The organism is Paenibacillus hebaui, assembly GCF_051934385.1.
Lineage (GTDB): Bacteria > Bacillota > Bacilli > Paenibacillales > Paenibacillaceae > Paenibacillus.
Window position 1 is genome coordinate 3,345,457 of sequence record NZ_CP196836.1, and the last position, 12,741, is coordinate 3,358,197.

Below are 12,741 nucleotides of genomic sequence, written 5' to 3' on the forward strand. Positions count from 1 at the left end.
ACGATGTATAACGTCATGATCGTTGAGGATAGCAAACCGATATTGCGAAATATTAGAATGCTGTTGGATACGCTCGCTTTTCCAATTCGCGTGGCGGCTACGGCAACGAACGGAGAGGAGGCGCTGGCAGCGATTCATCGAGAGTCGATCGATCTGTTGCTGACTGATATCCGCATGCCCAAGATGGATGGCTTATCCTTGATCGAGCAAGCGAAGCTTGTTAATCCGGGGCTAAAGGTCATTCTGATCAGCGGTTATAGCGACTTTGAATACACCAGAAAAGCATTAAACTTGCAGGTGTTCGACTATTTGCTGAAACCTGTGGAACGAGAGGCACTAGAAGAGGTCATGAGTCGGGTTATTGACCAGCTTGATCAACAGACGTCAAGAAACCTGCTAGAGTTACAGGAAATCATCAATCCTCTGTATTATGCTGAACTCAGGCCGGGAGAGGATTTTCCGCTTTTTAATCAAATGATGATTATTCTGCGCAAGCAGCCTTTTACAACAGGCACAGAACAATGGGTACAGAAGACGTTTCAAACTATTGTAGGCGACTTTTTTGCTCGGCAGCCATGTCAAGTGTTTCCGAGTCAAAGGCCGGATCAATTTATTATTTTTGTAAACAAGAGTGCTCTTGATCTGTATTCTTCCACGCATGAATGTCTTGAATCGTTGCGACGGCATCTGGTTGCCCATGACATTGATGTGATCATAGGGGGTCAGTTACTGTTCGCTGAATTCGGAAATTTGTCAGAGTACTACCACCGAATATCGTCAATTTTGTCGGCGCAACAGCGGTTGAAACAAGGAATGGCGCTGGATACCGGAAATCCCGTTTCATTGGCAAGAACGGAAGTGGTCTGCCTGGATTCCGTGCTGGAATCTGCTTTTGTGCACATAATACAAGCTCATCGCAAGGAACAATTTGCTCTCAAGTTGTCTGAGTTGATGGTACGCTGGGCAAAGGAAAACGTGCAAATGAAAGAAGTGGAACGGTTTATCGGGTTAGTGGTTGAGACATTTGCTCATTTGTACGAAGAACAGGGGGTGGGAATCAGGCTGGGCCTGGAACTTCGAGCGAACCAATTATATGAGGAAAAGACATATGCCGACTTTTGCCTTGAACTAACGGAATGGACTGGACAGTGCTTCGATATGCTGCATTCCCAAGGTCGAAAGAGCGGGGAGCTCCTGTTCGAACAAATGGATGAGTACATCAAGCTGAATAAGTACTCCCAATTATCCATCAATGATATTGCAATGAAGTTTCACGTCAGCCCATCTTATGTCAGCAGAGTGATCAAAAACGTCACGCAAATCACGTTTGTTCAGTATTATACCCGGCTTAGAATCAAAGAAGCCTGCCGGCTCATAGAAAGCCAACCCGATATGATGTTCAAGGAATTATCGGATCTGCTGTCATTTAGTGACCAGCATTATTTCTCCAAGGTGTTCAAGGAGTATACGGGATTCAGCCCCACAGAATATAAAGAACGGGTGCTTAGCAAACGGTATTCATAGTATAAATAAAAGGAGACAGTGGGCTTCGAAAAAGGAGTGATGGTCCTTCCCGTCTATCTCGCCAAGAGTGTTGAGTTCGATGCAGTCTTGATTTATGAGGCTTCGTCCGTTGCTTATGCACGGGAAAACGAACGCAAGCTTCTTTATACGGCGTGTACACGAGCCATGCACCAGCTTTATCTTATACAACGGGCGATTGGTCGCCGTTCGTGCAGGCATTGCCTGTGAACTTGTACGAGATCGCGTCATATTGATGGATCAAGGTGACGTTGGCCGCAATAAGCTGTATTCATAATTCAGCAAAGTTCCGGACTTACTCGGAGCTCTTATCGCAAATTTGCTGCAACTCGATGGAAATAACCTTGGCTGCTAACCGCCAAGGTTATTTTTGCTGTTTATGTTGTGGCTTATACTCATCAACCGTTCCTGCGTTCTGCAATATTGTTTGAGAATCCGAAGCAACTACTTGCAGCATCTATTCATTGGAATGATAGCGCATATGAATGAACAAAGCCCGTTAATCCCAAGGGTTAACGGACTTCTTTTGTGTTCATTTGTAGCAATCCACATCAAGACTTGGAATTGTGATTAACATCTTTAGCATGGAGTGTAGCAATCAGCTTCTCGCCTTCAACATCCAGGTTTGGCAGAATGCGATCCAGCCATTTCGGAAGCGACCAAGCTTTATCACCGAAAATAGCCATAATGGCAGGAACCAAGCCCATACGGATGATAAATGCATCGATCAAAATTCCTACAGCTAATGTGAAACCAATCTGTTTGATCATAACGTCATCAGTGAAGATGAACCCTGCAAATACGGAGACCATGATCACCGCTGCGGCAACGACCACGCGACTTACCTGGTTATACCCATGAACAACGGATTCTGTTCCTCGGTGACCATGAACGTATGATTCCCGCATCGAGCTGACAAGGAAGACCTGATAATCCATTGCCAAGCCATACAGGATACCTGTCACGATGATCGGCATAAAGCTCAGCAGCGGGCCGCCGGTGTCGAAGCCAAAGAGCGAATGCAGCCAGCCCCATTGGAATACAGCTGTAGTAATCCCGAATGTAGCCAGGATACTAAGGAGGAAACCGATGGTTGCTTTGATTGGAACGATGATCGAACGAAATACAAGCAGTAATATGATAAGCGACAGCAGGATAATAATGCCTACATAGATAGGGAATACCTGAGCCAGTTTGGCTGACATATCGATGTTAACGGCTGTTAGTCCGGTAACACCAAGCTTAACGTCATTTGACTTCGCAATGCTTGATTCAGTAGATCGCAAATCAGTCACTAGATCTTTGGTGATTTTATCGTTGGGACCTGTTTTCGGTATAAGACTAAAGATAGCCAAATCGGCTGTCATGCCTAGCGGTGTAACCTGTGCAACGTTATTCTGACTTTGAAGTTCCTGAACGAGATTTCCCAAGAGTTCCGGAGTCACCTGAGCAGAAGATTTATTAGGCTCTGCGACCAGAATAAGGGGGCCGTTAAATCCTTCTCCGAAGCCTTCGGAGATGGCGTCATAGCTTTGTCTTGCGCTCGTATCCAGATTGGCTGAGGAAGCTCCCGGAATACCCATTTCCATTTTGGTTATAGGCGTTGCGGCAAAGCCAAGAATGACGATGATGGCGATAATGGTAGCCCAACGATTTTTGATAACGAATTTCACCCATCTGTCAGCGATTCCAGAGCCAGCTGCTTTGGGATGTTTTGTGCTTTTCTCGCGAGCTTTAGGGGAACAGATGCGTTCTCCTACCAAACCCAGTAAAGCCGGCAACAGGGTTAGAGCAACGAATACGTTGATGAGCACGGTGGCAGCTGCTACCAAAGCCATCGTAGACAAGAATGTGAGTCCGATGACCAGCATACCGCATAGTGCAATAATGACCGTTAATCCGGCAAAAAATACAGCGCTGCCCGATGTGCCAATAGCTCTTGCTGTTGCTTCTCGCGCGCTCAAGCCTTGATCAATGATCATCCGGCGCTGGCGATTGACAATGAAGAGAGCATAATCGATTCCTACAGCCAATCCAACCATAAGAGCCAGGACGGAAGTGACACTAGGCATTTCGATAAATTTGGAGATCGAGAACGCTCCACCTACTCCAATGGCAACGCCGAGCAGTGCAGTGATCAGAGGAAGACCTGCGGCAACGACGGAACCTAGAGTTATTAGCAAAACAATCACAGCAATGATCAGTCCGACAATCTCTGCCGAGCCTACACCGATCGCTACCGTTTTGAGCGTCTCGCCTGGTAGCACAGTAATGTTGGTTCCTTGCTCAACAGTCATGACGGATTGAATAACAGAATCAAACACATCTTGCGTAATGGCAGACTGTTCAATCGTAAACTGGAATTGGAACAAGGCAATTTTGCCGTCCGAAGAGATAAGTACACCCGGTACCGGAACACCTTCCACCATTAGAGGTCCATAGGGAGGAGGGGATGCTGCTGCGGATTGCACCATATTAGCAGCCTGAGCACTCTGAGCCATCTCAGCTGAAGCACCCAAATTGCGCGCTTCAGCTGCATAATCTGCAGGGTTAATGACTTTATCTAGTCCGTAAACTTCGTTAACACCTTTCATCATTGCAGCCAGACGTTCAGGTGTATCCAAACGCTCGTTGTCAGGTGCTTTGAACACAACACTTCCTTGACCGCCTGAGGCGGCTGGCAGTTCTTTTGCTAATTGATCCAAGACCTTCTGTGACTCTGTGCCTTCAATCTTCATTTCAGAACTGATATGAATACCATTAATGCTGATCAATGAAATGACGATTCCTAGAATTAATACCCAGCCAATGATGAAGTATCCAGGTTTGCTAAAAGCGGTTTTCCCCACTCTGTATAATAATGTAGACATTTCTCTATTTTACACTCCTCTAAGATGAATATGGATGGTTGGCGTGTTCGAATCCTGTCCGCAAATGAGCAAATACGGTTTCCAAAAATTGATCGAACAGTACAGCACCGGCCTTTGTATCTTCAGTTATGGCTTGTCCGGGCAGTAATACATTAAGTCTTCCGTCAATTAAAGGCAGTATGGTTCCGTACAATGCGTTTATTAGAAGATACGTATATATCTCGTCATACTTTCCGTTCGACAAGTCTAGTAAGGTATCTTGTGCCTGCGTCTGCATCCGGTGCATGGCCCCAAGGTAATGAGGTTCAAGCACGGGATAGGTTTGAGATAAAGCTAATAGTTGATGAAGCCTTCCTATAAGTTCTGTAGTAAGCTGCATCTTGATTAGGTTATACAGCACGTCAAGTAAAGAGGCATCGTCAGGAAGTTCGGTAAGCAAATCCTCAAGCTCCGTTGTATTCTGAACGGATATTGCCCCTCTCGCTACTGCTTCTTCTTTACATGTGAAATAGTTTGCAAATGTTCTGCGGGAACAACCCACTTGATGCACAATATCTTCGACAGTAAAACCATCGAGCCCATGCTCAAGAGTAAGCTCAAATGCAGCACCAGCAAGCGCTTTTTCGGTCGCTTCTTTTTTCAAATGTCGCAAGTTTCGTTTGATCATCATTCTCCGCTTGTGCGTTCACCTCCAACACCAATTACTATGGTGTAATTACTATGCCAATTATACTGTTACTGAAGTGCCTCCTTTTGTACAAAAGTACTATAAAATACTAAGAACATGCTCATGAGCATACACTCTGTGAGGATTATCATAACAACAACTTGCCCTTTGTGCAAATTTACACATTGTGCAAATATTTTGTGTTGAGGGGGTAGGTTTGCGTCATATCACAATAACATTCGCGCCGAACAGTTATAATATGAATCAATGCTTCAACTCCAAAGGAATGAATGTTAAAATCAGTAGAAAAACTTGGGGCGAGGACGGGACATGAGTAGTCGTAAACAAAGTTTATTAGAGACAGCACTTGCACTATTTTTAGAGCATAGCTATGCAAATACAACAATCCAGATGATCCTGGATCAGTCTGGCGTATCCAAAGGGACATTCTACAAATTCTTCAGTTCGAAAGAAGATTGTTTATATTCGATTATTGATCAGCGTATGCAAGAGGATGTTTTCATTCGCAAAGAACTTGAACAAAATCACTATACATCGGATTATGACCTGCTCGTTGATCAAATTGCCATTCCTATGTCTGTGCCTAACAAAGAGCGAGTATGGGAATTATATTGGACTGGTTTTTATTCCGGGGAGATTAACTCCTCGGCCAAGCTGGCTACAGTGCACCTAAAATGGCTGTCCACACGCTTGATACAGGTGTACGGGAAGGATATCAGCCTGTATGCCAACGAAGGCGCAATATTGTGCTATGGCATATTACACCAGATTGCCAATACATCGAGAAGCCTGAATACGCAAAAACCGGTATGGAGCGAGGTTGTTCCAAAAGTATTAACGTACATCGAAGTGATATTAAGAACAATGCACCAAAGAAATGAACATATTTTTGACTTTCAGTCCCTCTATTTTCTGAATGCCGATGAGCGTAACAGTGATAATAGTCTCGACATCGACACGCTGTTGGAGGAATTTGAAGAGTTCAACAAGCATGTTCAAAAATCCAAGGAATCCACACCATTGAAACAACTTGCCAAGGGGCTTCTGGCGTTGTTACAGGATAAGAAGGATTTAAATATTCCTGTGATTGAAGTCGTACTTCAAGCGTTTCACAAAGAGTATAAATCCAGTGCTTTTCACTCGGAGGCTAATAGACTTACCGAAGCTTGTTGGTGGTATTTGGAACTTGTGAAACTACGTAATTAATTTGGAGGTTGGCTCAAAAGCCAACCTCTTTTTTTGTTTTCGGAGTGATCAAGATTGTACTATTCGTATATACATAATAAGTCACTATAAAGGTAGTTTATTGACGAAAGAACTCTAAGATTTGAAATTAAATATACTAGTAGTATATAATCAAAATGCACATAAATTTCCATAGATTCGAATAACTTCACTACGAAAGGAAGATTTCAATGAATAATAACCAAACATCGGAAAAATCAGAATTCAATTTGTTTAGTGAAGAAAATGTTAAAGATCAATTTGCCATGTTTGCACAGATGCGATCCAAAGGCTCCGTTGTTCCTATTCCCAATCCAATGGGTGGAGCAGAGCAAACCTGGATTATAACTCGGATGGACGTAGCCATGGAAGTGTTGAAAGATCACTCACGATTTACGGTAGATATGAACTCTATTGATAGTGGCAATGATATTAGAAAGAATCTCTCAGGCGAGCTTGATTCATCGGAACCCCAGACCTTTTTTACCGGAAAGTCGATGCTCTTTGTCGATGAACCGGATCACCGGAGACTGCGTAGCCTGGTTTCCAAAGCGTTCACCCCAAGGTATATGGAAAGCCTGCGTCCACGCGTCCAGGAAATCGCCGATGAATTGATTGACCAGGTTGAAGGGAAGGGAGAGATGGATCTTGTAAAAGACTTTGCCTACCCTTTTCCAATTAACGTCATATCCGAAATGCTCGGTGTACCTCAGGAAGACCGACCTCAGATCCATGTATGGTCTGAAGCCATTGCCAAAGGTCTCGGTTTCGGTAAACAAGACCCTGAAGTAGCGCAGCATTTGCGATCATTCGCAGAATACACCGCTCAGCTTGTAGCGAATAAACGAGTAGAACCCTCTGATGATCTAATTAGTCAATTAATTGCGATTGAGGAGGAGGGAGATCGGCTGAACGAAGATGAATTAATATCGATGATCACGTTGTTAATATTTGCAGGACATGAGACAACTTCCAATCTGATCGCAACCGGCTCTTATCTTCTACTGACACATTCCGAACAACTGGAACAACTTAAACAAAATTTGAATCTGGTTCCTTCTGCGGTTGAGGAGTTGTTACGATTCAACGGACCCGCGACTTCTTCAGGTCCTCGTTATGCAACGCAGGACACGGAACTGGACGGACAACAGATCCAAAAGGGAGATGTTGTGATTCCTCTCTTGAAATCAGCGAATCGTGACGAGTCACAATTTAACCAACCTGAAGAACTGGATATTGAGCGCAAGATAAAACGACATCTGGCCTTTGGGCATGGTATACATATGTGTCTTGGGGCTCCACTGGCCCGGGTTGAGGGAGACGTAGCGTTTACTACGCTATTAAGTCGACTTCCTGGTCTTCAGCTTAGTGTTCCTCCGGAAGAGATTCATTGGCACTTCTCACTATTATCTGAGGGATTGGCATCTTTGCCAGTAAAATTCTAATATAATATCCTTGTGTGACTCACTCGAGTATGACGAATTTCGTCATACTCTTTTTTGGTTTATTTTCAACAGTGGAGAGAGTCATAGCGACTTTTTTTGTAATAATGATAGAATGGAATCGAATAAGAGGCATGTCATGGAATCGAATAATGCAAAATGCCGAAGAGAATATTAGTACATACAATTTTGTGGAGGTAAGCCATATGAAAATGATGAAATTGTTATGATTGGAGAAAATAAAATCAACACTTTCTGTGATCCTACGCATCATGCAGAAATAGGGCTTATACGGAAATATTGTTCAGAACATCATGTGTTTGATCTGAGCGAATACACCCTGTATACGAGTTGTGAACCGTGTGTGATGTGCTCCGGAGCTATGGTTTAGTCGAATTTAGGGAGACTGGTGTAAAGCGTATCACATGATCAATTAGCGGAAATCGTTGGCAGTAATATTATGATTACATGTGAAGAAGTATTTGAGAAAAGTCCTCAAAAACCTGATGTGGTAGGGAAATTACTCAACGAATAAGGCTTGAAAGTATTCGAAGGATACCCATTTCATTCCTAGTCAACATTTGGGCATGAAAATAATTTGTGATAAATGCTTGATTTTTATTCCGACGTCTGATAGTGTAAGACCTGTGATTTTGGAAAGTTGTTGTATCAATATGAATTAGAGCTTTCCAGCAGATAATTTTGACCACTTCCAGCAGGAAGTTAAGGCCATACGGACAGCCGGGTCAAACGCCGATTGGCAACTTATGTTGCCTTATTGATTGAGTTCAAAGCTCAACTTTTATAAGTTGGTTACTTTACAACCAGTGCAACTGCACATCAACTTGTGAAACGGTCAATAAGAGTAGTAAAGGCGAATTATTTGCTATATAAACTCTGATCCGATATTGATATACATGAAGAAGCTTTCCACTAGAGGAGTTCTTTTGAACTTGTTTAGTTATGGAGACTTTGCGTCTTTTTAATGATGTATATCGACAAGCAAGTGTGATGATGCGCGATTCCGGCATTGTTCACCTTGCTTTTTTTTGTTGGATCAAGACCGGACGGAAGTTGAAAAAACGATAAAAATTATGGATGTCAATTCAAAAATTACATATTGGGATAGGAGAATGTAAAATGGGAAAAGCACTAATCATCGGCGCCGGCGGCGTAGCTTCAGTGGCAGTACACAAATGCGTTCAAAACAGCGAAGTTTTTGAGGAAATTTGCATTGCGAGCCGCACAAAATCCAAATGTGATGACCTTAAAGCCAAGCTGGACGGCGGTAAAACAAAAATTACGACAGCGCAAGTGGATGCGGACAATGTTGACGAACTGATCGCCCTGATCAACGAAGTTAAACCGGATATCGTTATGAACCTCGCTTTGCCGTATCAAGATCTGACGATCATGGATGCTTGCCTTGCAACCAAAACGAATTACATGGACACAGCTAACTATGAGCCACATGATACAGCGAAATTCGAATATAGCTGGCAATGGGATTACAAAGAGCGTTTTGAAAAAGCGGGAATTACTGCATTGCTCGGAAGTGGATTTGACCCAGGTGTGACTGGCGTATTCTCCGCTTATGCCCTGAAGCACTACTTTGACGAAATTGAGTACATCGACATTCTGGACTGCAATGGCGGCGACCACGGCTATCCGTTCGCAACCAACTTCAATCCAGAAATCAACATTCGCGAAGTTTCTGCGAACGGAAGATACTGGGAAAATGGTGAATGGATCGAAACAAAACCGATGGAAATCAAACGTGTCTACGACTTCAAGGAAGTTGGCGAGAAAGACATGTACCTGTTGTACCATGAAGAATTGGAATCTTTGGCGAAAAACATGCCAGGTCTGAAACGCATCCGTTTCTTCATGACATTTGGTCAAAGCTACCTGACTCACTTGAAAGCACTTGAGAATGTGGGCATGACTTCAATCGAGCCGATCGAGTTTGAAGGCAAACAAATTATTCCACTGCAATTCCTGAAAGCCGTATTGCCTGATCCAGCATCCCTGGGACCACGTACAGTGGGCAAAACGAACATCGGTTGCATTTTCAAAGGCAAAAAAGATGGTCAAGACAAAACATACTATGTTTACAATATCTGCGACCACCAAGAGTGCTACAAAGAGGTTGGTTCCCAAGCGATCTCGTACACAACTGGCGTTCCAGCTATGATTGGTGCAGCAATGGTCATGACGGGCAAATGGAACAAACCAGGCGTATTCAATGTAGAAGAGTTCAATCCAGATCCATTCATGGAAGAGTTAAATAAATGGGGTCTCCCATGGGTTGAAGATTTCAACCCGGTACTCGTTGATGAGCTGCCAGAAGAAGTTAAAGAATCGGAGCTTGTTCGTTAAAATGCGGTTCGAGCAATTACCGACACCGTGCTATGTTGTTGACGAGGGGCTTATCGAGAAAAACCTGAAAATTCTGAACGGTGTTATGCAGCGTACAGGTGCCAAAATCGTGCTTGCTCAAAAGGCGTTCTCCATGACTGCGATGTATCCGCTGATTGGAGAATACCTGAGCGGTGCAACGGCTAGCGGCTTGTATGAAGCACGCTTGGGTCACGAAGAGATGGGCAAAGAAAACCATGTCTTTGCCCCGGCATACCGTGAGGATGAAATAGACGAAATTATCTCCATTACCGATCATATTATCTTTAACTCTTTTTCACAGCTTGCGAAATTCAAGGAGAAGGCGCTTCAGGCTGGTTGCAAGGTCGGCTTGCGTATCAATCCTGAATGCTCTACTCAGGAGGGACACGAAATCTATGATCCGTGTTCTCCGGGTTCACGTTTTGGCGCCAAACAGGAGGATTTCAAGGCAGAGCTGTTGGAAGGTGTCTCAGGACTGCATTTCCACACGCTGTGTCAGCAAAACTCCGATGATCTAGAGACTACGCTGAACGCAGTTGAAGAGAAGTTTGGACAATGGCTGCCGCAAATGGAATGGATCAACTTCGGTGGAGGACACCATATCACGCGTGAAGATTATGACATTTCAAGGCTGGAAGCTTGCATCAAACGCATGCAGGACGACTATAACCTGGAAGTGTATCTGGAGCCGGGTGAAGCCGTTGCGCTGAACGCTGGTTATCTGGTGACTTCCGTGCTGGATTTCCATAAAAACGGTATGGACATCGCGATTCTCGACACTTCAGCTACGTGCCATATGCCGGATGTGCTGGAGATGCCATATCGCCCGCCGCTGATCGGTTCGGGAGAAGTGGGCGAGAAAGAGCATCTATATCGTCTTGGTGGACAAACGTGTCTGTCCGGTGACGTGATTGGAGATTATTCATTCGATCAGCCTTTGCAAGAAGGCGACCGTTTGGTATTCGAGGACATGGCGATTTACTCCATGGTGAAGACTAACACGTTTAACGGCATGCCGCTTCCAGCGATTGCTGTCAAAAGAAAAGACGGCGATTGCGAAGTTGTTCGCGAATTTGGATATCAGGATTTCAAAATGAGACTAGCATAATACTTCATTATAATAGAAGCATTAAATATAGATACAAAGAAGGGAACCTGGAGACAGGTTCCCTTCTGACGTTTAATAATAGTGAAGTTAACGACAAGATGTAATGGATTTAACTATGTTTGGCAACTCAGTTGCGGGTTGCGATTTATTTTTGCGGCTGGGATGCTGCTCTCGCGGCATACGGAAAGATAGGTTCTCTTAGCTGAAACTCATACGTCAACCCATCCACAATACCGACTACACTTTCACTGTCATACAGTTCAAGCAAAAATCCAGCCATCTGCTCCCCCGTATGGAATTGGGGAACTCTGCCCTCATATTCAAATTGGTCTACATTAAAGGAACGTTTTGCGAATTCCGTTTCGGTTGCAGCCGGAGCGAGAACTTTCGCTTGCATCGCTGCGTTCTTACCTTTTAATTCATGCGCAAGTCCTTCAGTAAAGGCACTTACATAGAACTTGGTTGCACAGTAGGTTACCGCATCGGCCACGATTGTATATCCTCCACCAGAGGAGATATTAATGATCTGTGTGCCATCAACCTCTGCATAATCACGTACATATAGAGATGAAAGAATCGTTAATGCTTCTATATTAAGATGAAGCATCTGCTCAATCTTGGGCAGATGTTGTTCGCCAACCGAAGCGAAATTTCCGAATCCGGCGTTGTTAATCCACGTCTCAATGGAATACGCCTGAAGACTTTCATAGAACTCATGTACATTAGCGGCAACAGACAGATCCACCGTACGGATGACAACGTCCAGGTTGTGATTGATTTCAGCTACTTTTGATTTTAACTTTTCCAATTCATCGGTTCTGCGTGCTGCCAGTATCATATTTTTGCCGCGAGCTGCAAAAGCTAAAGCGGCTTCATATCCAATGCCTGAACTGGCACCGGTAATCACTGTGTATTTCATGGGAATTCCTCCTGGATCTGATTTCATTATATTTATTGTGATATGATCACGAGTTGATTATACTGATTAGAGCTTACTCTAAGTCAAGTGGAAAAATAGAAAAGAGGTTGACCATGCATACCATTGGTGAAGTGGCAGAATTGCTCCATATCAGTGCACATACGCTGCGCTATTATGAGAAGGAACAGATTGTCATCCCTCTCCGAGATGCCAGTGGAGACAGGCGATACAACGAGTCCCACATAAAATGGCTACAATTTGTGATCAAATTAAAAGAAACTCAAATGCCTATCGCTACAATTAAGAAGTATGCATCCTTGTTTCAGGAAGGTGAGCATACAGCGGCAGATCGTTTGAAGCTGCTGGAAGAGCATAAAGAGTCGATCCAAAAACAGATGCACACGCTTAGCACAGCAGATGAGATGCTGGAGCATAAAATTGTGTCGTATCGAGCGTTCATCGGGAAATGATGTAACCGGAACGACTCAGATTACATCGTATATTCACGTACAACACACACATAACGATCTTTTGCCAAAACAGTGATT

At 43.9% G+C, this 12,741-nt stretch carries 10 protein-coding genes and 1 pseudogene; 8 read left to right on the plus strand and 3 right to left on the minus strand.

Annotated elements, in window-relative coordinates; translation table 11 throughout:
- Positions 1 to 3 precede the first annotated feature (3 nt).
- A complete protein-coding gene (locus ACR32F_RS14810; protein WP_440119437.1) occupies positions 4 to 1,524 on the plus strand; it encodes a response regulator transcription factor in 1,521 nt (506 codons plus the stop codon).
- 9 nt (positions 1,525 to 1,533) lie between these two features.
- Positions 1,534 to 1,778: pseudogene (locus ACR32F_RS14815) on the plus strand (ATP-binding domain-containing protein); the annotation flags it as partial.
- A gap of 315 nt (positions 1,779 to 2,093) precedes the next feature.
- Here ACR32F_RS14815 and ACR32F_RS14820 read toward each other — a convergent pair.
- Both ACR32F_RS14820 and ACR32F_RS14825 read right to left on the minus strand, forming a co-directional pair.
- A complete protein-coding gene (locus ACR32F_RS14820; RefSeq protein WP_440119438.1) occupies positions 2,094 to 4,412 on the minus strand; it encodes an MMPL family transporter in 2,319 nt (772 codons plus the stop codon).
- Between the two features lie 19 nt (positions 4,413 to 4,431).
- Entirely contained in the window at positions 4,432 to 5,082 is a 651-nt protein-coding gene (locus ACR32F_RS14825; RefSeq protein ID WP_440119439.1) for a TetR/AcrR family transcriptional regulator, read from the minus strand.
- Between the two features lie 327 nt (positions 5,083 to 5,409).
- Here ACR32F_RS14825 and ACR32F_RS14830 point away from each other — a divergent pair, with 327 nt between their 5' ends.
- From ACR32F_RS14830 to nspC, 5 genes are all read left to right on the plus strand, one after another.
- On the plus strand, positions 5,410 to 6,306 hold the full coding sequence (locus tag ACR32F_RS14830) for a TetR/AcrR family transcriptional regulator (protein WP_440119441.1): 897 nt from the start codon (positions 5,410 to 5,412) through the stop codon (positions 6,304 to 6,306).
- A 209-nt stretch (positions 6,307 to 6,515) separates the two neighbouring features.
- A complete protein-coding gene (locus tag ACR32F_RS14835; protein ID WP_440119442.1) occupies positions 6,516 to 7,769 on the plus strand; it encodes a cytochrome P450 family protein in 1,254 nt (417 codons plus the stop codon).
- Between the two features lie 217 nt (positions 7,770 to 7,986).
- Entirely contained in the window at positions 7,987 to 8,157 is a 171-nt protein-coding gene (locus ACR32F_RS14840; RefSeq protein ID WP_440119862.1) for a nucleoside deaminase, read from the plus strand.
- 749 nt (positions 8,158 to 8,906) lie between these two features.
- Positions 8,907 to 10,145, plus strand: a complete 1,239-nt coding sequence (locus ACR32F_RS14845) for a saccharopine dehydrogenase family protein (RefSeq protein ID WP_440119443.1) — start codon at positions 8,907 to 8,909, stop codon at positions 10,143 to 10,145.
- A gap of 1 nt (position 10,146) precedes the next feature.
- A complete protein-coding gene (gene nspC, locus ACR32F_RS14850; RefSeq protein ID WP_440119445.1) occupies positions 10,147 to 11,274 on the plus strand; it encodes a carboxynorspermidine decarboxylase in 1,128 nt (375 codons plus the stop codon).
- 145 nt (positions 11,275 to 11,419) lie between these two features.
- Here nspC and ACR32F_RS14855 read toward each other — a convergent pair whose 3' ends face one another.
- Positions 11,420 to 12,193: an SDR family NAD(P)-dependent oxidoreductase gene (locus tag ACR32F_RS14855; RefSeq protein ID WP_440119446.1), complete on the minus strand. Its 774-nt coding sequence runs from the start codon at positions 12,191 to 12,193 to the stop codon at positions 11,420 to 11,422.
- 113 nt (positions 12,194 to 12,306) lie between these two features.
- Here ACR32F_RS14855 and ACR32F_RS14860 point away from each other — a divergent pair, with 113 nt between their 5' ends.
- Positions 12,307 to 12,663: a MerR family transcriptional regulator gene (locus ACR32F_RS14860; protein ID WP_440119447.1), complete on the plus strand. Its 357-nt coding sequence runs from the start codon at positions 12,307 to 12,309 to the stop codon at positions 12,661 to 12,663.
- Positions 12,664 to 12,741: the final 78 nt, after the last annotated feature.

Coding starts and splice junctions, on each gene's coding strand:
- ACR32F_RS14810 (WP_440119437.1), top strand. CDS start 4: ATGTATAACGTCATGATCGTTGAGGATAGCAAACCGATATTGCGAAAT.
- ACR32F_RS14820 (WP_440119438.1), bottom strand. CDS start 4,412: ATGTCTACATTATTATACAGAGTGGGGAAAACCGCTTTTAGCAAACCT.
- ACR32F_RS14825 (WP_440119439.1), bottom strand. CDS start 5,082: ATGATGATCAAACGAAACTTGCGACATTTGAAAAAAGAAGCGACCGAA.
- ACR32F_RS14830 (WP_440119441.1), top strand. CDS start 5,410: ATGAGTAGTCGTAAACAAAGTTTATTAGAGACAGCACTTGCACTATTT.
- ACR32F_RS14835 (WP_440119442.1), top strand. CDS start 6,516: ATGAATAATAACCAAACATCGGAAAAATCAGAATTCAATTTGTTTAGT.
- ACR32F_RS14845 (WP_440119443.1), top strand. CDS start 8,907: ATGGGAAAAGCACTAATCATCGGCGCCGGCGGCGTAGCTTCAGTGGCA.
- nspC (WP_440119445.1), top strand. CDS start 10,147: ATGCGGTTCGAGCAATTACCGACACCGTGCTATGTTGTTGACGAGGGG.
- ACR32F_RS14855 (WP_440119446.1), bottom strand. CDS start 12,193: ATGAAATACACAGTGATTACCGGTGCCAGTTCAGGCATTGGATATGAA.
- ACR32F_RS14860 (WP_440119447.1), top strand. CDS start 12,307: ATGCATACCATTGGTGAAGTGGCAGAATTGCTCCATATCAGTGCACAT.